The sequence below is a fragment of the Knoellia sp. LjRoot47 genome (genome assembly GCF_964253435.1).
Lineage (GTDB): Bacteria > Actinomycetota > Actinomycetes > Actinomycetales > Dermatophilaceae > Knoellia.
The window spans coordinates 1,836,333-1,858,644 of sequence record NZ_CAXUQS020000001.1; the positions used below are offsets into that span (position 1 = coordinate 1,836,333).

The 22,312-nt window shown below is 71.6% G+C and carries 22 protein-coding genes and 1 tRNA gene; 14 read left to right on the forward strand and 9 right to left on the reverse strand.

All coding sequences use genetic code 11. The features are described 5' to 3' along the window. Positions 1-13: 13 nt before the first annotated feature. Together ACSQ11_RS09020 and ACSQ11_RS09025 are read right to left on the reverse strand one after the other, a co-directional pair. Entirely contained in the window at positions 14-787 is a 774-nt protein-coding gene (locus ACSQ11_RS09020) for a CPBP family intramembrane glutamic endopeptidase (protein ID WP_436004800.1), read from the reverse strand. Positions 788-835: 48 nt separating this feature from the next. Beyond that, positions 836-1,453: a DUF4126 domain-containing protein gene (locus ACSQ11_RS09025; RefSeq protein WP_436004801.1), complete on the reverse strand. Its 618-nt coding sequence runs from the start codon at positions 1,451-1,453 to the stop codon at positions 836-838. A gap of 130 nt (positions 1,454-1,583) precedes the next feature. Between ACSQ11_RS09025 and ACSQ11_RS09030 the strand changes: the two genes are divergently transcribed. From ACSQ11_RS09030 to rsmA, 5 genes are all read left to right on the forward strand, one after another. Beyond that, positions 1,584-2,375 carry a siderophore-interacting protein gene (locus ACSQ11_RS09030; RefSeq protein WP_436004802.1) on the forward strand — a complete coding sequence of 264 codons (792 nt, stop codon included), beginning with the start codon at positions 1,584-1,586 and terminating at the stop codon, positions 2,373-2,375. 71 nt (positions 2,376-2,446) lie between these two features. Further along, positions 2,447-4,252, forward strand: coding sequence for a methionine--tRNA ligase (metG, locus tag ACSQ11_RS09035; RefSeq protein ID WP_436004803.1), 1,806 nt, complete (start codon positions 2,447-2,449; stop codon positions 4,250-4,252). Further along, complete coding sequence (locus tag ACSQ11_RS09040; RefSeq protein WP_436004804.1) at positions 4,249-5,112, forward strand: TatD family hydrolase; 864 nt, start codon at positions 4,249-4,251, stop codon at positions 5,110-5,112. The genes metG and ACSQ11_RS09040 overlap by 4 nt, the downstream gene beginning before the upstream one ends. 318 nt (positions 5,113-5,430) lie before the next feature. Then, the gene (locus ACSQ11_RS09045) at positions 5,431-6,525 is read left to right on the forward strand and encodes a ubiquitin-like domain-containing protein (protein WP_436004805.1); all 1,095 of its coding nucleotides are present in this window, start codon (positions 5,431-5,433) and stop codon (positions 6,523-6,525) included. A gap of 146 nt (positions 6,526-6,671) precedes the next feature. Continuing rightward, a complete protein-coding gene (gene rsmA / locus ACSQ11_RS09050; RefSeq protein WP_436004806.1) occupies positions 6,672-7,556 on the forward strand; it encodes a 16S rRNA (adenine(1518)-N(6)/adenine(1519)-N(6))-dimethyltransferase RsmA in 885 nt (294 codons plus the stop codon). On the opposite strand, the gene ACSQ11_RS09055 is transcribed toward rsmA, so the two are convergent. Continuing rightward, on the reverse strand, positions 7,533-8,540 hold the full coding sequence (locus ACSQ11_RS09055) for an NAD-dependent epimerase/dehydratase family protein (RefSeq protein WP_436004807.1): 1,008 nt from the start codon (positions 8,538-8,540) through the stop codon (positions 7,533-7,535). The two genes, rsmA and ACSQ11_RS09055, sit on opposite strands and share 24 nt — an antisense overlap. A gap of 95 nt (positions 8,541-8,635) precedes the next feature. Between ACSQ11_RS09055 and ACSQ11_RS09060 the strand changes: the two genes are divergently transcribed. Further along, on the forward strand, positions 8,636-9,574 hold the full coding sequence (locus tag ACSQ11_RS09060) for a 4-(cytidine 5'-diphospho)-2-C-methyl-D-erythritol kinase (RefSeq protein ID WP_436004808.1): 939 nt from the start codon (positions 8,636-8,638) through the stop codon (positions 9,572-9,574). Next, positions 9,574-11,445 (forward strand): ABC-F family ATP-binding cassette domain-containing protein, encoded by a 1,872-nt coding sequence (locus ACSQ11_RS09065; protein WP_436004809.1) that lies wholly within the window; start codon positions 9,574-9,576, stop codon positions 11,443-11,445. Before ACSQ11_RS09060 ends, ACSQ11_RS09065 begins: the two co-directional genes overlap by 1 nt. Before the next feature lie 153 nt (positions 11,446-11,598). Here ACSQ11_RS09065 and ACSQ11_RS09070 read toward each other — a convergent pair whose 3' ends face one another. After that, positions 11,599-12,099 (reverse strand): MarR family winged helix-turn-helix transcriptional regulator, encoded by a 501-nt coding sequence (locus tag ACSQ11_RS09070; protein WP_436004810.1) that lies wholly within the window; start codon positions 12,097-12,099, stop codon positions 11,599-11,601. Between the two features lie 105 nt (positions 12,100-12,204). Here ACSQ11_RS09070 and ACSQ11_RS09075 point away from each other — a divergent pair, with 105 nt between their 5' ends. Together ACSQ11_RS09075 and ACSQ11_RS09080 are read left to right on the forward strand one after the other, a co-directional pair. Then, positions 12,205-13,014: a methyltransferase domain-containing protein gene (locus ACSQ11_RS09075; RefSeq protein WP_436004811.1), complete on the forward strand. Its 810-nt coding sequence runs from the start codon at positions 12,205-12,207 to the stop codon at positions 13,012-13,014. After that, a complete protein-coding gene (locus ACSQ11_RS09080; protein ID WP_436004812.1) occupies positions 13,014-13,400 on the forward strand; it encodes a glyoxalase in 387 nt (128 codons plus the stop codon). Before ACSQ11_RS09075 ends, ACSQ11_RS09080 begins: the two co-directional genes overlap by 1 nt. Positions 13,401-13,403: 3 nt before the next feature. Here ACSQ11_RS09080 and ACSQ11_RS09085 read toward each other — a convergent pair whose 3' ends face one another. Further along, complete coding sequence (locus tag ACSQ11_RS09085) at positions 13,404-14,279, reverse strand: hypothetical protein (protein ID WP_436004813.1); 876 nt, start codon at positions 14,277-14,279, stop codon at positions 13,404-13,406. A 27-nt stretch (positions 14,280-14,306) separates the two neighbouring features. Next, a complete protein-coding gene (locus ACSQ11_RS09090; protein ID WP_436004814.1) occupies positions 14,307-14,960 on the reverse strand; it encodes a TetR/AcrR family transcriptional regulator in 654 nt (217 codons plus the stop codon). A 105-nt stretch (positions 14,961-15,065) separates the two neighbouring features. On the opposite strand from ACSQ11_RS09090, the gene ACSQ11_RS09095 reads away from it, so the two are divergent. Further along, positions 15,066-15,144 (forward strand) — tRNA-Gln (locus tag ACSQ11_RS09095). A 14-nt stretch (positions 15,145-15,158) separates the two neighbouring features. On the opposite strand, the gene ACSQ11_RS09100 is transcribed toward ACSQ11_RS09095, so the two are convergent. Together ACSQ11_RS09100 and ACSQ11_RS09105 are read right to left on the reverse strand one after the other, a co-directional pair. After that, positions 15,159-15,680 (reverse strand): dihydrofolate reductase family protein, encoded by a 522-nt coding sequence (locus ACSQ11_RS09100; protein WP_436004815.1) that lies wholly within the window; start codon positions 15,678-15,680, stop codon positions 15,159-15,161. 57 nt (positions 15,681-15,737) lie between these two features. Further along, positions 15,738-16,616 (reverse strand): LysR family transcriptional regulator, encoded by an 879-nt coding sequence (locus tag ACSQ11_RS09105; RefSeq protein WP_436004816.1) that lies wholly within the window; start codon positions 16,614-16,616, stop codon positions 15,738-15,740. 82 nt (positions 16,617-16,698) lie between these two features. Between ACSQ11_RS09105 and ACSQ11_RS09110 the strand changes: the two genes are divergently transcribed. The 3 genes from ACSQ11_RS09110 to ACSQ11_RS09120 all read left to right on the forward strand — a co-directional run bounded on the left by ACSQ11_RS09110 (position 16,699) and on the right by ACSQ11_RS09120 (position 20,499). Continuing rightward, positions 16,699-17,919: an MFS transporter gene (locus tag ACSQ11_RS09110; protein ID WP_436004817.1), complete on the forward strand. Its 1,221-nt coding sequence runs from the start codon at positions 16,699-16,701 to the stop codon at positions 17,917-17,919. A gap of 145 nt (positions 17,920-18,064) precedes the next feature. Then, positions 18,065-19,492, forward strand: coding sequence for a bifunctional UDP-N-acetylglucosamine diphosphorylase/glucosamine-1-phosphate N-acetyltransferase GlmU (glmU, locus tag ACSQ11_RS09115; protein ID WP_436004818.1), 1,428 nt, complete (start codon positions 18,065-18,067; stop codon positions 19,490-19,492). A gap of 2 nt (positions 19,493-19,494) precedes the next feature. Further along, complete coding sequence (locus ACSQ11_RS09120) at positions 19,495-20,499, forward strand: ribose-phosphate diphosphokinase (RefSeq protein WP_436004819.1); 1,005 nt, start codon at positions 19,495-19,497, stop codon at positions 20,497-20,499. Positions 20,500-20,570: 71 nt separating this feature from the next. On the opposite strand, the gene ACSQ11_RS09125 is transcribed toward ACSQ11_RS09120, so the two are convergent. Further along, positions 20,571-21,122, reverse strand: coding sequence for a CGNR zinc finger domain-containing protein (locus tag ACSQ11_RS09125; RefSeq protein ID WP_436004820.1), 552 nt, complete (start codon positions 21,120-21,122; stop codon positions 20,571-20,573). An 80-nt stretch (positions 21,123-21,202) separates the two neighbouring features. Between ACSQ11_RS09125 and ACSQ11_RS09130 the strand changes: the two genes are divergently transcribed. After that, positions 21,203-22,255: an EamA family transporter gene (locus ACSQ11_RS09130; protein ID WP_436004821.1), complete on the forward strand. Its 1,053-nt coding sequence runs from the start codon at positions 21,203-21,205 to the stop codon at positions 22,253-22,255. The last annotated feature ends 57 nt before the right edge of the window (positions 22,256-22,312 follow it).

The window sequence follows — 22,312 nt, forward strand, 5'->3', positions numbered from 1 at the left end:
AGGGCCTGCGGCGTCAGAGCCAGGACAGGTGGTCCTTGAGCAGGGCGTAGCCGACGAACGCGACGACGTCGAGCACGGTGTGCGCGACGACGAGCGGCCCGACCCGCTTCGTCCTCGTGTAGAGCCACCCGAAGACCAGGCCCATGACCGCGTTGCCGACGAACCCGCCGAACCCTTGGTAGAGGTGGTACGACCCGCGGATCAGCGCTGACGACACCAGGATTCGCGACGTCGACCACCCGGCTTGCGACCACCGGGTGAAGAGGTAGCCGACCATGACGACCTCCTCGAGCACTGCGTTCTGCGCGGCGGCGAGCACGAGCACCGGCACGGCCCACCAGACGTCGGTGAGGTTCGCCGCCGCAATGGTGGTGTTGAGGTCGAGGGCGCGCGCGACGGCATACAGGCCGAGACCCGGGATGCCGATGAGCGCCGCGAGACCGAGTCCGCGCACGAGGTCTCGCGCCGGCTGGGTCCAGTCCCACCCGATCGCGAACCGCGCCCGCACGTCGCCGCGCGACAGCAGGTGCAGCGCGAGCACCACCGGCACGAGCGCCAGGGCGATGCCGACGAGCTGGTAGGCGAGGTCGAGCCACGGGCGGTCCGGCGTCACCGACGAGTTCATCGCCGTCGTCTGCGACCCGAGCGGCCTGCCGGCGGTGAGCTTGCGGACGAGCGAGAGCACGCTCCAGATCGCCGAGGCGCCGAGCGAGACACCGAGGACGAGCCACGTCTCGATGAGGAGGTCACGCCGGGTCAGTGGGCGCTGCTCGACGGGGGCCTCCATACGGCGCAGCCTATGCAGCCCGGGTGCACGCCCGCTGGGAGCCGGCTCTCAGACTCGTGGGTATGCCGTGTCCGGCCCGACCCGCGACTCGCGCCGCTTGCGCCACCTCCGGACCTTGAGCCAGAGCCAGATGAGGAGCCACGCGAGCGCGATGAGCGCGAAGATCACGAGGATCGGGATGAAGATCGCGACGAGCGACAGCCCCAGCGACGCCCCGTCCTCGGCGGTCGACACCACCGGCGCGCCCGCGCCGAGCGTTCCAGCGTTGATCGCCGGCCGGGCGGCCATCTTGCCCGAGTGCACGAGTCCCGACACGACGATGCCGAGCACGACGCCCACCCAGGGGTTGTCGCCCATCCACGTCGACTTGTCGAGGTCCTCGGCGGCGGTGGTGGCGGCGAAGATCAGCCCGCCCATGCTCGGCCGGATGAACGTCTGGATGGCGTCGTTGACCGTGTCGACCGCGGGGATCTTGTCGAGGACGAGCTCGGTGAGGAGCAGGAGCGCGCCGACGCCGATCGCCCACGGCGACTCGATCCACTCGAAGCTCGTGGGCAGCGTGATGACGTCGGTGAACCGCGCGATGAGCGCGACGATCATGAACGGGATGTAGGCGTTGAGCCCTGCCGCGGCGGACAGCCCCATGCCGGTGAGTGCGGCGATCACGTGTCGACCTCCAAGTCCGGCGGCGCACAGTGCGCGCCGTCTCAGGTCATGTCTACTCGAAAGGGGATCGCGGAACACTGAGGGGCGGCGCGGAGTTTGACCTGCCGGCCAGCCACCCGAGGAGCCCGCGTTGTCGACCCGTCTCACCGTCACCAGCACCGAGCAGCTGACCCCACGCCTGCGGAGGGTGTGGTTCCGCAGCGACGACCTTTCGGCGTTCGAGGGCAGCGACGCGACCGACCGCTACGTCAAGCTCGTCTTCCCGCGCCCCGGTGTCGCGTACCCCGAGCCGTTGGACATGCGGGCGCTGCGCGCGACGATGCCGCCGCAGGACCTGCCCGTCGTGCGGACCTACACCGCGCTCTTCCCCGACGTCGCGTACGGCACGCTGGCCATCGACTTCGTCGTCCATGGCGACGAGGGCGTGGCCGGTCCGTGGGCGGCCGCCGCGCAGCCCGGCGACACGCTGCTCGCCAACGGTCCGGGTGGGGGCTACCGTCCGGACCCGGACGCCGACTGGCACCTCCTCGCCGGCGACGAGTCGGCCATCCCCGCCATCACCGCGGCCCTGCACGCCCTGCCCGACACCGCCGTGGCGAGGGTCGTCCTGCTCGTCGACGACGTCGAGCACCGCCCCGTGCTGGCAGCGGCCTCGGGCGTCGAGGTCACGTGGGTGCACCGTGCGGACGGTGGGGACCTCGTCGAGGCCGTCCGGGCGCTCGAGTGGCGCGAGGGCCGGGTCCACGCCTTCGTCCACGGCGAGGGTGGCGCGGTCATGCACGGGATCCGCCCCTTCCTGCTGCGCGAACGCGGTCTCACCCGTGACCAGGGGTCGATCTCTGGCTACTGGCGGCTGGGCCGCACCGAGGAAGGCTTCCGCGACTGGAAGTCCGAGCTGGCCGCAGCCGAGTCCGCGACCTGACCGACGGAGCCGACCCGGGAGGGGAGCGGACGGCATACGAGCAGGGACGCCGCGCCGCCTAGGATTCAGCAGTGAGCAAAATCCTCTCTGCTGTCGCCTGGCCGTACGCCAACGGTCCGCGCCACCTGGGCCACGTGGCCGGGTTCGGTGTGCCCTCCGACGTCTTCAGCCGCTACATGCGCATGGCCGGCCACGACGTCCTCATGGTGAGCGGCAGCGACGAGCACGGCACCCCGATCCTCGTCCTCGCCGACAAGGAGGGTGTGACGCCGCAGGAGCTCGTCGACAAGAACCACGCGATCATCGCGCACGAGCTCGCCGACCTCGGCTGCTCCTACGACCTCTACACGCGCACGACGACGGCCAACCACTACTCCGTGGCGCAGGAGCTGTTCCGGCAGGTCCACGCCAACGGCTACATGATCGAGCAGACGACGCGGGGCGCGATCAGCCCGAGCACGGGCCGTACCCTGCCCGACCGCTACATCGAGGGCACCTGTCCCATCTGTGGCTACGCGGAGGCGCGCGGCGACCAGTGCGACAACTGCGGCAACCAGCTCGAGCCGACCGACCTCATCGAGCCCAAGTCCAAGATCAACGGCGAGACGCCGGAGTTCATCGAGACGCAGCACTTCTTCCTCGACCTGCCCGCGCTCGCCGACGCGCTGCAGGAGTGGCTCCAGGGCCGAGAGGCGAGCGGGACGTGGCGGCCCAACGTCATCAAGTTCAGCCTCAACATCCTCGAGGAGATCCGCCCGCGAGCGATGACCCGCGACATCGACTGGGGCATCCCGGTCCCGCTGGAGGGCTGGGAGGACCAGCAGGCCAAGCGTCTCTACGTCTGGTTCGACGCGGTCATCGGCTACCTCTCGGCATCGGTCGAGTGGGCCCGCCGCCTCGGCGAGCCCGAGCGCTGGCGCGAGTGGTGGAACGACCCCGAGGCCCTGTCCTACTACTTCATGGGCAAGGACAACATCACCTTCCACTCGCAGATCTGGCCGGCCGAGCTCCTCGCGTATGCCGGTCGCGGCGCCAAGGGTGGCGAGCCGGGGACGTTCGGCGAGCTCAACCTGCCGACCGAGGTCGTGAGCAGCGAGTACCTCACGATGGAGGGCAAGCAGTTCAGCTCGAGCCGCGGCCACGTCATCTTCATCCGCGACGTCCTCGACCGCTACGGCCCCGACCCGATCCGCTACTTCATCTGCGCCGCCGGCCCCGAGAACCAGGACAGCAACTTCACCTGGGCCGAGTTCGTCCAGCGCAACAACTCCGAGCTCGTCGCAGGCTGGGGCAACCTCGTCAACCGGACCGGAGCGATGATCGCCAAGAACTTCGGTGAGATTCCGCAGCCCGGGGCGCTGGAGCCGGTCGACGAGGCGGTGCGAGCGGCGACGCTCAAGGCGTTCGACACCGTCGGCGACCTCCTCGCGAAGCAGCGGATCAAGGCCGCCGTGGGTGAGGCCATGCGGGCCGTGGGCGACGTGAACAAGTACGTCACCGACACCGAGCCGTTCAAGCTCAAGGGCGAGGACCAGCGCGAGCGTCTGGCCACCGTGCTCCACACCCTCATCCAGTGCGTGAGCGACCTCAACACGATCCTCGCGCCGTTCCTCCCGCACGCCTCCAACCGGGTGCACGCGTTCCTCGGCGGACAGGGCGAGTTCACCCCCATGCCGGTCGTCGAGGAGGTCTCCGGGCTCGACGAGGGCGACCGGGACCGGAGCTACCCGATCATCACGGGGGAGTACACCGGCACCCCGCGCTGGGAGTCCCGGCCCGTCACGGTCGGCGCGGCCATCGCCAAGCCCACCGGGGTCTTCGTCAAGCTAGACGAGTCGGTGGTGGAGGAGGAGCTCGCGCGGCTCCAGCAGTCGTGACGCCCACCGACGCCACGACGAGGTCGAGCCGCACCGCGGTCCCCGACCTCCCCGACCCCCTGCCGATCGCGGTCGTCGACAACCACACCCACCTCGACATCGAGCGTGAGGGCGTGGCCGTCGACGTCGCCGACCTCCTGGCTCGCGCCAAGGCCGTGGGCGTCGACCGCGTGGTCCAGATCGGCTGTGACCTCCCGGCCGCCCGCCAGACCGTCGTGATGGTCGACACGTATGCCGCGATGCTCGGCGGCGTGGCCCTGCACCCCAACGAGGTGCCCGGGCTCGCTGCGAGCGGGAGTCTGGACACGGCATACGAGGAGATCGAGAGCCTCGCGAGGCACCCCCGGATCCGGGTCGTGGGGGAGACGGGTCTGGACTACTTCCGGACCGGCCCCGACGGGAAGGGCGTGCAGCAGGACAGCTTCCGCTGGCACATCGACCTGGCCAAGCGTCTCGACAAGGCGCTGCAGATCCACGACCGTGACGCCCACGCCGACGTCCTGCGCATCCTCGAGGAGGAGGGGGCACCGAGTTCGACTGTGCTGCACTGCTTTTCGGGCGACTTGCCCATGGCGCAGGAGTGCGCCGAGCGTGGCTACTACCTCTCCTTCGCGGGCACCGTGACGTTCAAGAACGCCCACGGACTGCGCGACGCGCTGAGCGTCACGCCGCTCGACCGGCTGCTCGTCGAGACCGACGCGCCCTACCTCACTCCCCACCCCCACCGGGGCGCCGTCAACGCCCCCCACCTCGTGCCGCTCACGGTGCGCGCGATGGCCGCGACGCTCGGCGTCGCGGTGCCGACGCTGTGCCAGGCGCTGTCCGAGAACTCGGAGCGGGTCTACGGCCCCTGGACCTGAGCGCACCCGTCACACGAGCCACACCAGTGACACCCGTGGTCCACGTCACCGTTACCGAAATTTGACCTTTGCGGCCGTTGTCGGGATGGTTGATGGGTTGGCCGGAGCTGGGCTTCGGGCGAAGACAGGGGCGAGGACGCTGGTTTCACCACCGAGCGCACCTCGCTCTCCTGTTGTCGGAACCCCTCCCCTGGGGGCTCCGCGGGTCCACCCCTGAGGACCTGTCGCTCGCCTCGGTGTCCGGAGAGACCGATCCCTGGAGCACTCTTGATTTCTCGTCCCCTGCGTCTTGCTGCCCAAGGTGCTGCGGCACTGACGGTGGCCGCCGGTTCCTTCGGCGTTGCCCACCTCGACAAGGCCGTCGGCCTCACCGTCGACGGGCAGTCCTCGTCCCTCCACGTCTTCGGCTCGACCGTCGGGGACGCACTCGCCAAGAAGGGGATCACCCTCGGCGAGCACGACCAGGTCGTCCCCTCGGCCAGCAGCCCGATCGAGGACGGCGACACGATCTCCGTGCGCTACGGCCGCAAGCTCACCGTGAACGTCGACGGTGTCGCCAAGGAGTACTGGACGACGGCCACGACCGTCGACGCCGCCCTGCGTGACCTCGACATCCGCGCCGGCAGCAACGCCAAGCTCTCGGCGTCGCGCTCGCAGCCGATCGGCCGCCAGGGCCTCGACCTCTCGGTCACCACGCCCAAGAAGGTCATCCTCTTCGCCGACCGCAAGCGCGTCGAGCACATCACGTCCGCCGCCACCGTCGCCGACGCCCTGCGTGAGCTCGGCGTCAAGGCCGACCAGGACGACCGCGTCTCGCCGAAGCCGGTCACGGCCCTGAAGAACGGCCTCGGCATCACCGTGCAGCGCGTGAACCAGCAGACGGTCACCAGAACCCAGGCGGTCGCCCACGCCACCACGACGAAGAAGGACGCCTCGCTCCTCGAGGGCACCCGCAAGATCGTCACCGCGGGCAAGGACGGCCTGAAGTCGGTCACCCTGCGCCGCCTGCTCGTCGACGGCAAGGTCACCACCTCCACCGTCACGAGCTCCAAGGTGCTCAAGCCCGCCGTCACCGAGGTCGTCTCGGTCGGCACCAAGGCCAAGCCGGCCGCGCCCAAGCCGTCGACCCCGGCGACCAGCGCGGGCAACACCTCCGGCGCCGGCCTCAACCTCTCGAACGCCGCGATGTGGGACCGCATCGCCGAGTGCGAGTCGAGCGGCAACTGGTCGATCAACACCGGCAACGGCTACTACGGCGGACTGCAGTTCGACTACGGCACCTGGCTCGGTGCCGGTGGTGGCGACTTCGCCCAGCGTGCCGACCTCGCGTCGCGCGCCGAGCAGATCACCGTCGCCAACCGCGTCTACGCCGACCGCGGCCTCCAGCCGTGGGGTTGCGCGCACGCAGCCTGACCGTTCAGGCACGGCCTGACCTCGTCAGGCCCACCGCCTGTCTCGTTCAGGCGCACCGCCTGACTCCGTCAGGCACACCGACTGAGGCCGGGCCGCGTATGAGGGGGCCCGGCCTCAGTGGCGCCCACGGTCGTAGGGTGGCGCCCATGTCGACGTCAGGGCTCCTCGGGGCCGCCCAGATCCGCGAGCTGGCCGCGCGCCTCGGCATCCGCCCCACGAAGACCTGGGGCCAGAACTTCGTCATCGACGCCAACACCGTCCAGCGCATCGCACGGGTGGCCGGGATCGGCGCGGACGACGTCGTCGTCGAGGTCGGGCCGGGGCTCGGCTCGCTCACCCTCGCCCTGCTGCCGGTGGCCCGCCACGTCACCGTCGTCGAGGTCGACCCCGTCCTCGCCGAGGCGCTGCCCGAGACGGTGCGCACCGTCGCTCCCGCCGTCGCCGACCGGCTCACCGTCGTGCACGCCGACGCCCTGCGCGTCGAGGAGCTGCCCGGTGACGCCCCGACGGCGCTCGTCGCGAACCTGCCCTACAACGTCTCGGTCCCGGTCGTCCTGAGCTTCCTCGAGCGGTTCGACTCGATCGAACGGATCCTCGTCATGGTCCAGCTCGAGGTCGCCGAACGCCTCGCCGCCAAGCCCGGCTCCAAGACCTACGGCGTGCCGAGCGTCAAGGCGGCCTGGTACGCCGACGTCGCGCTCGCGGGCAACGTCAGCCGTTCGGTGTTCTGGCCGGTGCCCAACGTCGACTCCGGCCTTGTGTCGCTCATCCGTCGCGACCCGCCCCGGACGTCGGCCACCCGTGAGCAGGTCTTCGCCTGCATCGACGCGGCCTTCGCCCAGCGCCGCAAGACGCTGCGGGCCGCCCTCGCCCCGTGGGCCGGTTCGCCCCAGGCGGCCGAGGCCGCGCTCGTCGCCGCCGGCATCGACCCGCGCACCCGTGGCGAGCAGCTCGACGTCCACCAGTTCGCGGCGGTCGCGAGCGCGCACGCCGCGAACGTTGGTGCGTCAGTGGCCGAGCAGCCCCAGTAGCCGTCGTTCGGTCGCGTCCGAGAGACCGCACCGTCTCGGGTTGCTCGCCTCACGCGTCTCCTCGTATGCCGCCGCGTCCCGGAGCGTCTCCGCCACCGGTCGGTGGGTGAGCCCGGCCGCTCGGGCCGCCGCGCCGGTGTGGGCACCGAACCCGCGCCACTCGGGGTCCGAGATCCACAGGGGCAGGCTGTCCTCGCCCATCCACTCCTGGACTCCCTGCTCGGCGAGCCACTCGGCCGGGGCGGTGACGAGGGGACCGGTGTGCCCACCGACGTCGCGGGCCACCGAGATCAGGCCTGCGAGGGTGTCGGGCTCGCCGACCGCGTCGACGGTCCCCGGGGTCTGCGACGCGGCGCACCGCACGAGCCACGACGCGAGGTCGCGCACGTCGACGACCGCCATGGGCAGGTCGAGGGCGTCGGGCGCGAGGACGGCGCCGTGCGCACCGACGGGGTGCGCGAAGCGCCACGGCCACCAGCCGGACCGGCCGGACCAGTCGCCCGGTCCGCCGATGAGCCCGGCGCGGGCGACGAGCGAGCGCTCGGGGCCGAAGCCGTCGAGCACGGCGGCCTCGCACGCGACCTTCGCCTCACCGTAGGTGCTCATGTCCTCCATGACGTCGCCCTCCAGCGGGGCGAGCAGCGGGACGGTCTCGTCGGTCGCGAGACCGGAGTGGACGGCATACACGTTGCCGGTCGACACGAAGACGTAGTGGTCCGCCACCGGTTCGAGACCCGCGACCGCGCGGCGGACCTGGCCCGGCTGGCGGGCGACGTCGACGACGGCGTCCCAGCGCTCGGCCACGTCGGTGACCGCGTCGAGCCCGTCGTCGGCGTCGCGGTCGGAGCGCACCCACGCCGCGCCCGCGGGGACGCCGCCCGACTCGCCGCGGGCCACGCAGGTCACGTCGTGGCCGTCGGCCACCGCCTGCTCCGCCACCGCACGTCCGAGCATCGCCGTCCCACCGAGCACGAGGAGTCGCATGCGCCCAGTGGACCCCGGGACCGGTCCGGCCGGCCACCGTGTTCGCTGAGGGCGTGGATGTCGGGGAGCCATCGAGCCATGACTAGGGTGGCCGCATGACCTCGGCCCACACGGACCCGGCGCCCGTGACGGTGCGCGTCCCCGCGAAGGTCAACCTCGAGCTCCTCGTCGGCCCGTTGCGCGACGACGGCTTCCACACGCTGTCGACGGTCTACCAGGCCGTCAACCTCCACGACGACGTCACGGTCGCGCTCGACGACGAGTGGGGGTGCAGCGTGAGCGGCCAGTACGCCGACGTCGTGCCCACCGGCTCCACCAACCTCGCCCTGCGCGCCGCCCGGCTCCTCGCCGCGGAGACGGCGATCGACACGCCCGTGCACGTGACGATCGCTAAGACGATCCCGGTGGCGGGTGGCATGGCCGGTGGCTCCGCCGACGCCGCCGCGGCCCTCGTCGCGTGCGACCGGCTCTGGGGCCTCGGGATGTCGACCGAAGAGCTCGAGGAGTATGCCGCGGAGCTCGGTTCCGACGTGCCGTTCCTCATCCGGGGTGGCACGGCGATGGGCAGCGGTCGCGGTGAGCGGCTGGCGCCGGTCCTCGCCCGCGGCAGCTACCACTGGGTCTTCGCGATCAGCGACATCGGGCTCTCGACCCCCGAGGTCTACGCCGAGTGTGACCGCCTGCGCGGTGACAGCTCGCCGCGCGCGGCCACGCCCGAACCCAACTCGCAGCTCATGAGCGCGCTGCGCACCGGCGACCCGCACGCCCTCGCCCCGCAGCTCACCAACGACCTGCAGGAGGCCGCGGTCTCGCTGCGCCCCGAGCTCGGCGAGCTGCTCACGAGCGGGATGGAGTTCGGTGCCCTCGGCGGCATCGTCTCCGGGTCGGGACCCACCGTCGCCTTCCTCGTCGAGGACGTCGAGGCCGCCATCGACCTCACGGTCGCCCTCACCGCCACCGGTGCCGCCCGCGAGGTCCGCAAGGCCATCGGGCCCGTGCACGGCGCCCACGTCATCCCCGCCCGGGTCGACTAGTGGCCGTCCTCATCTCCGTCGAGCGCGCCGCCCTCGCGCTCGGCACCGCCCAGGTGCTCGACGGCGTCTCGCTCGGCGTCTCCGGAGGCGACCGCATCGGCATCGTCGGGCGCAACGGCGGCGGCAAGACCACCCTCCTCCGCGTCATCGCCGGTGAGCGCGACGTCGACAACGGCCGCGTGGCCCGGCTCGGCGGCGCGACCGTCGGCGTCCTCGCCCAGGACGACTCGCTCGACCCGTCGGCGACGATCCGCGAGGTCGTGCTCGGCGACCGTGCCGAGCATGTCTGGGCCGGCGACGCGCGCATCCGCGACGTCCTCACCGGACTGCTCGGCGGCATCGACGCCCCCGCCGTCGGCGGGCTCGACGCGACCGTCGCCGGCAAGTCCGGTGGTGAGCGCCGCCGCCTCGGCCTGGCCAAGCTCCTCGTCGACGACCCCGACGTCCTCCTCCTCGACGAGCCGACCAACCACCTTGACGTCGAGGGCGTCGCCTGGCTCGCCGAGCACCTCGTCCGGCACCGCTCTCGCCCCGACAACGCGCTCGTCGCCATCACCCACGACCGGTGGTTCCTCGACGCCGTGGCCACCCGCACCTGGGAAGTCGTCGACGGCGAGGTCAACGGGTTCGACGGGGGCTACGCGGCATACGTGCTCGCCAAGGCCGAGCGCGAGCGGATGGCGCGGGTCACGGCCGAGCGACGCAACAACCTGCTCCGCAAGGAGCTCGCCTGGCTGCGCCGCGGAGCGCCGGCCCGCACGTCGAAGCCGAAGTTCCGGATCGACGCCGCCAACGCCCTCATCGAGGACGTGCCGCCGCTGCGCAACGACGTCGAGCTCATGGCGTTCGCGACGACCCGGCTCGGCAAGGACGTCATCGACCTCCTCGACGCGTCGGTGTCGGTGGGCGACCGCACGCTCCTCGACCACATCACGTGGCACCTCGCACCCGGCGCGCGCATCGGCATCGTCGGCGTCAACGGCTCGGGCAAGTCCACGCTCCTGCGCGCGCTCGCCGGAGAAGTGCCCCTCAGCGCTGGCAAGCGCAAGCAGGGCGTCACCGTGCGCATCGGCCACCTCACGCAGGAGGTCCGCGAGCTCGACCGCCTCGCCGACGCCCGGGTCATCGAGGCCGTCGAGGAGGTCCGCAAGGTCACCGTGCTCGCCGGCAAGGAGGTCACCGCGTCGTCGTTGGCCAAGCGCCTCGGCTTCCCCGGCCCGCGGCAGCAGACCCGCGTGCGCGACCTCTCCGGTGGCGAGCGTCGCCGGCTCCAGGTGCTGCGGATCCTCATGGACGAGCCCAACGTCCTCCTCCTCGACGAGCCCACCAACGACCTCGACATCGAGACCCTCACATCCCTCGAGGACGTCCTCGACGGTTGGGCCGGCACGCTGCTCGTCGTCTCGCACGACCGCTACCTCCTCGAGCGCATCGCCGACCAGCAGGTCGCGCTCCTCGGCGACGGGCGCGTGCGGGAGCTGCCCGGCGGCGTCGAGGAGTACCTCCGGCTCCGCGCCACGGTCACCCCCTCGTATGCCGTGTCCTCACCCACCGCTTCCCCCGCCAGTTTCGGCTCCGGCTCCGGCTCGCAACGTCAGCGTCCAGGGTCGTCGGAGCAGCCGTCGACGCCGACGCACGAACCGAGCGCGAGCCCGGCCGAGCAGCGTGAGGCGCGCAAGGTCATGGCCCGCGTCGAGAAGCAGCTGACCCGGCTCGCCCAGCGCGAGGAGCGGATCCACGCGGCGATGGCCGAGCAGGCCGCCGACCACGCCAAGGTGCTCGAGCTCAACGCCGAGCTGCGCGAGGTCGTCGACGAGCGCGAGGTCCTCGAGCTCGAGTGGCTCGAGGCCGCCGACGTCCTCGAACCCTGAGAGGCGACCACCCGGCATACCCCGATGGCTTGTGTCCGCAACCCTGGTCGGGAACCGCGCCATCCTTGCGGACGCACCCGCTCGGTGCCGGGCCTGCGTCCGCAACCGTGGTCGGGAAGCTCGCCACCACTGCGGACGCGAGCGCCTCGCGGGTCAGGGTTCGGAGCGCTCGAACGGGGTGAGCAGGAGGCGGAGCTGGTCGGCCAGGTCGGTGCGCTGGCCGTTGGGGAGGTCCGCGAGCAGCTCGCGCTCGTGCGCGAGGAGGTCGTCGAGGGCGGAGTCGACGGTCCGCATGCCTTCAGGGGTGAGGCGGACGATGACGCCGCGACGGTCACGCGGGTCCGGGTGGCGCTCGACGAACCCCCGGGCGAGCAGCCGGTCGACCCGGTTGGTCATCGTCCCGCTCGTCACGAGCGTCTGCGCCACGAGGGCGCCGGGGGAGAGCTCGTAGGGCGCGCCGGCGCGCCGCAGCGCCGACAGCACGTCGAACTCCCAGCCGTCGAGGCCGTGTTCGCTGAACGCGGCGCCGCGGGCGAGGTCGAGCCGCCGCGCGAGGCGGGAGATGCGGCTGAGGATCTCGAGCGGGGTGACGTCGAGCTCGGGACGTTCACGACGCCACGCCGAGACGATACGGTCGACGTCATCCTCGGGCATGAGGGCGACTGTACTCCCGTCAAGTATCTTGACATCAAGATAACGGCGGGCCAGAGTTGGGGACGAGCGCCGGAGCGGCCGCTCGGGACTGCAGGAGGAGCAACGATGCGCACACAGCCGAGCTGGGACCCCGCGGCATACGCCCGTTTCGACGAGCAGCGCAGCCGTCCCTTCGCGGACCTCGTCGCGCAGGTCCGCTCCGACGAGCCGTCGCTCGTCGTCGACCTCGGCTGCGGCAACGGACCGGCGACCCTCACACTCGGCGAGCTGTGGCCGGACGCGCGCATCGTCGGTGTCGACGCCGCCGAGTCCATGCTCGAGGCGGCCCGAGCGCTCGACACCGACAACCGCGTCGAGTGGGTCCAAGCGGACCTCAAGGACTGGGACCCTGCCTCGCTCGGCGAGGCCCCCGACGTCGTCATCACGAACTCGACGCTGCAATGGGTCCCCGGCCACCTCGACCTCCTGCCGACCTGGGTCGAGGCGCTCGCGCCCGGTGGCTGGCTGGCCCTCCAGGTTCCCAACAACTTCGACGCCCCGAGCCACGCGCTCATGCGCGAGACCGCGGCGACGCACCCCCGCGCCAACGAGCTGCTCGCCGCGCTCGACCTGCCCGCGGTCGGCGAGCCCAAGACCTACCTCACCTTCCTCAGCCGGCTGGGCACGAGCGTCGACGCGTGGGAGACGGTCTACTCGCACGTGCTCGACCCCGACGAGGAGTCCGAGAACCCCGTCCTCGACTGGGTGAGCAGCACCGGCCTGCGCCCGGTCCTCGACATCCTCCCGGAGGGGGAGGAGCGTGATGCGTTCCTCGAGCCGTATGCCGTGGCGCTGCGCGAGGCCTACCCGCGCAGCGAGGTCGGCGTCCTCTTCCCGTTCCGCCGCGTCTTCGCGGTCGCCCGGAAGAACGACTGATGGCCGTCGTCGGCCTGCACCACGTGCAGCTCGCCTGCCCGGCCGGCACCGAGGACCTGCTGCGCCACTTCTACGGCGTCGTGTGCGGTCTGCCCGAGATCCCGAAGCCGCCTCTCCTCGCCGCCCGCGGCGGCGTCTGGTTCGCCGCCGGCGAACAGGAGCTGCACTGCGGGGTCGAGGAAGGGTTCGCGCCGGCGCGCAAGGCCCACCCGTGCTTCGGCGTCGACGACGTGGCGGCGCTGGCCGCGGCGATCGCGGGTGCCGGTGGAGAGGTGCGTTGGAACAACGAGGTGCCGGGCGTCCAGCGGTTCCACACGGACGACCCGGTGGGCAACCGCGTCGAGTTCCAGCAGGTCGCCCCGCCGAAGCTCGACTTCACCGTCTGACGCTCACGCCTGCACAACCTCGGTCCCAGGGTTCTGGAGCTCGGTGAGCTCGGTGAGCTCGGTCGGCGTTCTGCGCCACCGGATGCCGGCGGAGTCGGTGAACTCCATCGACCACCGCGACGCACCGAAAGTGGGACGGAAGCTCGTCCCCAGGACGCGAGACCTGCCGTCGTTGAGGCTTGCGACCAACCATTCGTAGCGTTCCCGTGTGGTGCCGGCCGGCTCGCCCAGTGGTCGGCGCCGTCGGTCGTACGCCTCCCACTCGCGTCGAGCGTCGCTTCCGAAGGCACTCACGTCCGGGACGAACGGGGACGGTAGCGCGCGCCAGCTCAGCAGGAGGGGGCCGTCGGACACACTGCCGACCTGGATCCCAGAACGCAGTGCGACCTCGATGCGCTGCTCGAAGGGCCCTGCAAGCATCGTCGGCTCGAGGACCGGGATCTCGCGCACGCACGGCGCCGTGTCGACGTCGAGGGCATCGGTCGGGAGGCCCAACGGTCGCGGCAGGGATGCTGCGGGAGCGAACGCCACCAACACGTGGACGTCCTTGACCGGTTCGCCCGAACCGTTCGCGACGACGACGTACTGACGTCGGGCCTTCTCGCCGCCGTTCCAGTCCTCCTCGCGCCACAGCAGGCGGCAGGCCACGAGGCGCGCCTGTGCCTCGCGTCGCTGTGCCACCTCGACGGCGAACCGACCGCGCTCGATGCGCACCAGCTCGGCCGAGTCCCGTGCGGCCTCCGCGGCGATACGAGTGCTCTTGGCGGTGTAGCGGACGGCATACGCGGACACGAGCAGGGCCGCCGCCGTGACGAGCCCGGAGAACCAGGTCGAGACGTCTCCCCACGCCACCTCAGCCACCCATCGTGGTGCGCCCATTGGCTCAGAATAGGGGCGCGGTGCCGCTCAGGCGTGGGTGATCTGGGGCTTGGACTCGAGTCCGGTGAGGCCGTTCCACGCGAGGTTGACCAAGGCAGCGGCGACGTCACGCTTCTTGGCCTTGGGGTTCTCGAGCCACCACTGGCCGGTGAGCGCCACCATGCCGACGAGCATCTGCGCGTACATCGGTGCCTGCTTGGGGTCGAGCCCGCGGTGGGTGAACTGTGCCGCCAGCAGGTGCTCGACCTGCGACGCGACGTCCGACATGAGCGAGGCGAAGTTGCCGGTCTGCTGCCCGGGCGGCGAGTCGCGCACGAGGATCCGGAAGCCGTCGGTCGAGGTCTCGATGTAGTCGAGCAGCGCCGTCGCGGCCCGCTCGAGCAGCGCGCGCGACCCGCCCTCGGACGTCAGCGCACCCGCGATCGCCCCGAGCAGCGCCTGGATCTCGCGGTCGACGACGACGGCATACAGGCCCTCCTTGCCGCCGAAGTGCTCGTAGACGACGGGCTTCGAGACGCCCGCGACGCTCGCGATCTCCTCGACGGTCGTCGCCTCGTAGCCGCGGTTGGCGAAGAGCTGTCGGCCGATGCCGATGAGCTGCTCTCGTCGTTGGGCCCCCGTCATCCGCCCCCGCGGAGCACGCACCTTGGTCGCTGCCTGGTCTCGACTCACTCGCCCCATTGTGCCCTGCGTGGCAAGCGGTCGCTGAAGCGACGTGGGTGAGGTCCCCCACGGGGTCAACTACCCTGTGCGTCGTATGCCGTGGGCTCGCCTCGCGCGCATCGTTCCCCGGTTGGTCTGCCGGCAGGGCCCGCCTGACTTTGAATCAGGACTAGCGACGTAGGTTCGACTCCTACCCGGGGAGCAGTGGTGCCTTGCTCAGGCGTCGCGGACCACGGAGTAGCGGCCGCACATGAAGTCGCGGTTGCGGGCCACCTCCTCGAGGCGGAGCTCGACGTGACGGGGCAGGACCGGCGCCCCCGCGCCGAGGGTCACCGGGGCGTACTGCACCCACACCTCGTCGAGCAGCGCGGCGTCGTGGAACTGGCCGGCCAGGTCGCCACCGCCGACGATCCACACGTCCTTGCCGTCGGCCGTGTCCAGCATCTCGGCGTGCACCTGCTCCACGTCGGCAGTCGTGTAGGTGACCTGCTCGGACGGGGCGAAGTCGCGGTGGGTGAACACCCAGGTCGGCTTCGGCGTCCAGCCGTCGGGGTCGTGGTCGAGCAGCCACTGCCACGTGCTCGCACCCATGGCGCAGGCGCCGACGCGCGGGGCGAACGTGTCGTAGCCCATGTCCACGTCACCCGCGACGTCGCGCGAGAGCAGCCACTCGAGCGAGTGGTCGGTCGTCGCGATGAAGCCGTCGAGGGTCGAAGCCGTGTAGTAGATCGTCGCCATCTCCCCACCATCGCACCGCCCGCCGACAGGGCCCGGGTCTCGCGCCCTCAGCCGGACTCAGGACCTGAGTGCGACCGACGGCCCGACGAAGTCGAGGAAGCGAGCCGCCGGTGGCGCCAGCACCCGGTCGGTCCGCCAGGTCAGCCCGATCGTGCGCCGGGCGGCGGCGGTTGCCAGCGGGATGCCGGTCGTCCCGGTCTGGCCGGCGAACTGCTCGGGCAGCACCGCGACGCCCAGCCCGGCGGACACGAGGCCCTCGATCGTCGCGAGGTCTGCGCTCTCGAACGACACCGTCGGTGAGACCCCGGCTTCGGCCAGCAGCTCGTCGACGAGGGCGCGGTAGCCGAAGCCGGGCGGTGTCGTCACGAGCTCCTCGTCGCGCAGCGACGCGAGCGAGATCCGGCGCCGCGACTGCCATCGGTGGCCCGGCCCCACGACGACGACGAGACGCTCCCGCTGGAGCGGCAGCCACCCGAACGGCCCGTCCGGCAGCCACGAGGTGATGGCCAGCTCGACGGCGCCGGAGTCGAGGTCTCGGGTGATGTGGTGGTGCGGCTCCTGGGTGAGCAGGACCCGCACGGACGGGGCCGACGCGTGGAACTCCCGCAGCACCCGTGGCACGAGCGAGGTCGACATCGAGTCGAGGAACGCGAGCCGCACCGTCCCGCTCTCGGGGTCGAGCCGCCCGGCGAGGTCGGCCAGCACCTGGGCGTGCCGGGCGCCGATGTCGCGGGCGGCCTCGAGGACGAGCTCGCCGTCGGGCGTGAGGACGACACCGCTCGGCACCCGCTCGAACAGCCGTGTCCCGAGCTCGGCCTCGACCCGGGCAAGGGCCCGCGAGAGGGTCGGCTGGCTCACCCCGAGCGCGCCTGCGGCCTCGGTGACGTGCCCGTGCTCGGACAGGGTGACCAGCCAGCCGAGATCGCGTAGCTCCATGGGCCCATCATGCGCTCCACGCATGGCGATTCGCCATGGACGACATTGGACGTATGGAGCGCGACCGCGTCACCCTCGAGGAGTGACGCTCTCCACCAGAACCGAACCCGGCCACCGACCGGGCACGACGGGATACCGGAGGGTCGTCCTGTCGCTGTTCGCCGCGGGTGTCGCCACGTTCACGCTCATCTACGGGTCCCAGTCGCTCTTCCCCGCCCTCGCAGCCGACTTCGAGGTGTCTGCCGCCGACAGCACCCTGTCCCTCTCGCTCACGACCGGCGCGCTCGCGCTCACCCTCCTGCTCGCCGGGCCGCTGTCGGACCGCATCGGCCGCACCCGGCTCATCCACGCGAGCCTCCTCACCTCCGTCGTCGTGGCGGGCGCCTCGGCCGTCGCACCGACCTGGCCCACGTTCCTCGGTCTTCGACTCGTCCTCGGCGTGACGATCGCCGGGCTGCCCGCGGTGGCCACGGCATACCTGCGTGAGGAGCTGCACCGGGGAGCGCAGGCGCGCGCGGCAGGTCTCTACATCGGCGGCAACGCCATCGGTGGCATGACCGGACGGCTCGCGACCGGCCCCGTGGCCGACCTCTGGGGCTGGCGGTGGGCCCTCGGTGCCGTGGCCGCACTCGCCCTCGTCTGCGCCGTCGTCGTGTGGTTCGCCCTGCCTGCCTCACGCCACTTCGTGCCCCGCCCGCCCGGGCGTCGCCATGCCCTCGCCATGACCCGGCGCGCCCTGACGGACCCGGTGCTGCTCGCGCTCTACGGCATCGGGATGCTCGGCTGCGGCGCCTTCGTCGCGGTCTTCAACGCCCTCGGCTTCCGCCTCACCGGCCCCGCGTTCGGGTTGAGCCTGGGCGCTGCGAGCCTCGTCTTCCTCGTCTGTGCCTGTGGGTCCTTCGGATCCGCGGTCGCCGGGCGGCTCGCGGACCGCTTCGGGCGCCGGGCCGTCGCACCCGCCGGTGCCGCCCTCGCCCTCGCCGGGCTGGCTGTCACGCTCTCGGGCGACCTCGTCGTGGTCGTGGCCGGCATCGCGATCATGACGGCAGGCTTCTTCGTCGTCCACGGCGTCGCCAGCGGCTGGGTCCCCGTGCGCGCCCACGCCGGGGGAGTGGCCGCCGGACAGGCCGCCTCGCTCTACCTCTTCGCCTACTACCTCGGCTCCTCCCTCTTCGGGACCGCCGGCGGACATGCCTGGTCGTATGCCGGGTGGCCCGGTGTCGTGGTCCTCTCCGCCCTGCTCTTCGGCGGGGCCGGGGCGCTCAGCCTGCTCGTGCGGCGCACCCCGGCGCTGGCCACCTGAGGGACCCCGGGAAGGGGCGGGACGGCATACGGCCGACTCGTCGGTAGAGTGGCGCGGTACGCCGCCACGAACCTCGGGAGCACCGCTCGTGACCAATGCCCGGCCCGCCGCAGTCATCATCCTCGCCGCAGGCGAGGGAACCCGGATGAAGTCAGCCACCCCCAAGGTGCTGCACCGGATCGGGGGCCGCAGCCTCGTCGGGCACGCCATCGCGGCCGCCCGCGTCACCGGCCCGCAGCACCTCGCCGTCGTCGTCCGGCATGAGCGTGACCTCGTCGCCGCGCACATCGCCGAGGTCGACGCCGAGGCCACGATCGCCGACCAGGACGAGGTCAAGGGCACCGGTCGCGCGACCGAGTGCGCCCTCGACGCCCTTCCGGCCGACCTCACTGGCACGGTGCTCGTGACCTACGGTGACGTCCCCCTGCTCACCGGCGAGACCCTCGTGGACCTCGTGGCGCGCCACGAGGCGTCCGGCAGTGCCGCGACCGTCATCACGGCGCACCTCGACAACCCCCAAGGCTACGGCCGCATCGTGCGTGACCACGCCGGTCACGTCGCCGGCATCGTCGAGCAGAAGGACGCCAGCGAGGAGGAGCGCGCGATCACCGAGATCAACTCGGGGATCTACGCCTTCGACGTCGCCGTCCTGCGCGAGGCCCTCGGCCAGGTCGGCACCGACAACGCCCAGGGCGAGAAGTACCTCACCGACGTGCTCAGGATCGCCCGTGACGGCGGCCGGACCGTCGACGCCCACGTCATCGACGACCTCTGGCAGACCGAGGGCGTCAACGACCGTGTCCAGCTCGCGGCCCTCGGCAAGGAGCTCAACCGGCGCAACAACGAGCGGTGGATGCGCGAGGGCGTGACGATCGTCGACCCCGCGACGACGTGGATCGACAGCGACGTGAGCATCGGCCGCGACGCGATGATCCTCCCCGGCACCCAGCTGCTCGGCGCGACGTCGATCGGCTCCGAGGCCCGCATCGGCCCCGACACGACCCTCACCGACACCGAGGTCCACGACGGCGCCGAGGTCAAGCGCACCGAGGCCGTCCTCGCCGTCATCGGCGAGCGCGCGACCGTCGGGCCGTTCTCCTACCTCCGCCCCGGCACCGTGCTCGGGGTCAAGGGCAAGATCGGCGGCTTCGTCGAGACCAAGAACGCCCGAATCGGCGACGGCGCCAAGGTCCCGCACCTCACCTACTGCGGCGACGCGACGATCGGCGAGGGCGCCAACATCGGCGCCGGCACGATCTTCGCCAACTACGACGGAGTCGCCAAGCACCACACGACGATCGGCGCGCACTCGTTCATCGGGTCCGACACGGTCATCGTCTCGCCGGTCGACGTCGCCGACGGCGCGTACGTCGCCGCGGGCAGCGCGATCACCGCCGACATCGAGCCGGGCCAGATCGCCGTCGCCCGAGGTCGCCAGAAGAACGTCGACGGCTGGGTCGCCCGGGCCCGCGCCGGGACGAAGACCGAGACGGCGGCTCAGGCGGCCACGCAGGCGGGCACCCGGCATACGGGCGCGCTCGCGGACCGGTCCACGGACGAGGGAAAGGCCTGAGCATGAGCAAGGACGACCGGCCCAAGTCCGCCAACATCCGCAAGAAGCCCAAGAAGCAGCTGATGATCTTCAGCGGCCGCTCCCACCCGGGGCTGGCCCAGGAGGTCGCCGCGCTCATCGGCACCGAGCTCGTCCCGACGAGCGCCTACAACTTCGCCAACGGCGAGATCTACGTCCGCTACGAGGAGTCCGTCCGCGGCTCCGACGCGTTCGTCATCCAGAGCCACAGCGCGCCGCTCAACGACGCGATCATGGAGCACCTCATCATGATCGACGCCCTCAAGCGGGCCAGCGCCAAGCGCATCACGGTCGTCATGCCGTTCTACGGCTACGCCCGCCAGGACAAGAAGCACCGCGGCCGCGAGCCGATCTCGGCCCGCCTCATGGCCGACCTGTTCCGCGCGGCCGGCGCCGACCGACTCATCGCCGTCGACCTCCACACCGACCAGGTGCAGGGCTTCTTCGACGGGCCCGTCGACCACCTCATGGCGCAGCCGGTGCTGTCCGACTACGTGTCGGCGAAGTACGGCCACGAGGACCTCGCCGTCGTCTCGCCCGACGCCGGCCGCATCAAGGTCGCGGAGCAGTGGTCCAAGCGCCTGGGTGGCGTGCCGCTGGCCTTCATCCACAAGACGCGCGACATCAACCAGCCCAACCAGGCCGTCGCCAACCGCGTCGTCGGTGAGGTCAAGGGCCGCGTCTGCGTGCTCGTCGACGACATGATCGACACCGGCGGCACGATCACCAAGGCCGCCGACGCCCTCAAGGCCGACGGTGCCAAGGACGTCATCATCGCGGCGACGCACGCGATCCTCTCGCCGCCGGCGACCGAGCGGCTGCGCGACTGCGCGGCGCGGGAGGTCATCGTCACCAACACCCTGCCGATCGCCCCCGAGAACGAGTTCGAGGGGCTCACCGTCCTGTCGATCGCGCCGCTCATCAGCGCCGCGATCAAGGAGGTCTTCGAGGACGGCTCGGTGACGAGCCTCTTCGGCGGCCGCGCCTGACCCCGCCCTTCTTCGACTGATTGCGACTTCGCAGAGTTGCTTGCGACCCTCGCCACTCTGCGAAGTCGCAATCAGTCGGACTGCTGACGGGCTCTGTATGCCGCGACGTGCGCCTTGTTGGCGCACGTGCCGTCGCAGTAGCGGCGGCTGCGGTTCTTGCTGAGGTCGATGACGGCGTCGCCGCAGTCGTCCGCGGCGCAGACACGCAGGCGTTCGGTCTCGCCCGCGCGGATGAGGTCGATGATGGCCATGGCAGCCTCGACCGCCATCCGCTTGGCGATCGGGTCGTCGTCCTCGGTGGCGTGGATGTGCCAGTCGAGGTCGTCGTGGCGGACGAGCCGGGGAAGGGCCCGGTGCTCCGCGAGCAGCTCGTTGACGCCGTCGACGAGTCCCTCGACGTCGCGGCTCCACAGCTCACGCAGCCGGGGACGGAGAGCGTGGACGTCGTCGAGCTCGGCCCGGGTGCGCGGCCGGCCACCGCTCCACTCCCACGCGTCGAGGTGCGCCACGAGTGCGGCGACGGTCGGCAGCTGCTCGTCGGTGTCGTCGCCGAAACCCTCCGCAGAGTTCATCAGCGCCACGGCGTGCTGGAGCGTCAGCTCCGTGTCATATGCAAAGACCATCTTGACTCCTGACATCCGGCAGGTCTAGCGTCACGCAGGTAAGGACCAACCCGACACATTACTCCTGACGAGGTGGCATCGTGAACGCAGGCATCCAGACCCGTACGCCGCGCGCGATGTTGGTGGGGTTCCTGCTCGTCCTGCTCGCGTCGGCGACCTTCGGCTCGTCCGGCGCGTTCGCCAAGTCACTGCTCCAGGTCGGGTGGACCCCGGGCGGAGTCGTCACGTGGCGGGTCGGGTTCGCCGCGCTCGTCATGGCGCCTGTCGCCCTCTGGGCGCTGCGCGGCCGGTGGCAGCTCCTGCGCCGCAACGCCGGGCAGGTCCTCGCGTTCGGTGCGGTGGCCGTCGCCGGGTGCCAATTCGCCTACTTCAACGCCGTCGAGTCGCTGTCGGTCGCGGTGGCGCTGCTCCTCGAGTACCTCGGGGTCGTCTTCGTCGTCGGCTGGATGTGGGCCGCGCACGGGCGGCGCCCCTCGCGCCTCACCCTCGCCGGGGTCGTCCTCTCGGTCGCGGGTCTCGTCCTCGTCCTCGACGTCTTCTCCGGTGTCGAGATCTCGTGGGCCGGCGTCGTCTGGGGCCTGCTCGCGGCCGTGGGCCTGGCCACCTTCTACGTCACGTCCGGTCACGAGCACGAGGAGTCGCTCCCGCCGCTCGCCCTCGCCGGGTTCGGACTCGGTGTCGGCGCGGTGCTGCTCGTCGTGGCCAGCGCGACCGGGCTCATCGACTACGCGACCGCCCGCGAGAGTGTCGAGATCGCCGGGGCCACCGTCGCGTGGTGGGTGCCCGTCGCCGAGCTCGCGGTCGTCGCCGCCGCCATCGCCTACGGCGTCGGTGTCATCGGCACACGCCTCGTCGGCGCCACCATCGCGAGCTTCGTCGGGCTGTCCGAGGTCCTCTTCGCCGTCCTCATCGCCTGGGCCCTGCTCGGCGAGCTGCCGGGGATCGTCCAGCTCGCCGGCGGTGCGCTCATCCTCGCGGGTGTCGTGGCGGTTCGGCTGGGGGAGGCCAACGCCGACCAGGCCGACCTGCTCGGTGGTGACCCGACGGCCGCCTCCGCGGGTGACCCCGGCGCCTCCGCCGATGAGTCCGTCGTCGATCCCCTCGTCGAGCCCACCGCAGCGCACCCGCGCTGACCCCGGGACGGGGGCGGACGGCATACGCCGATTGGCCTGCCACGCACCGCTGGCCTA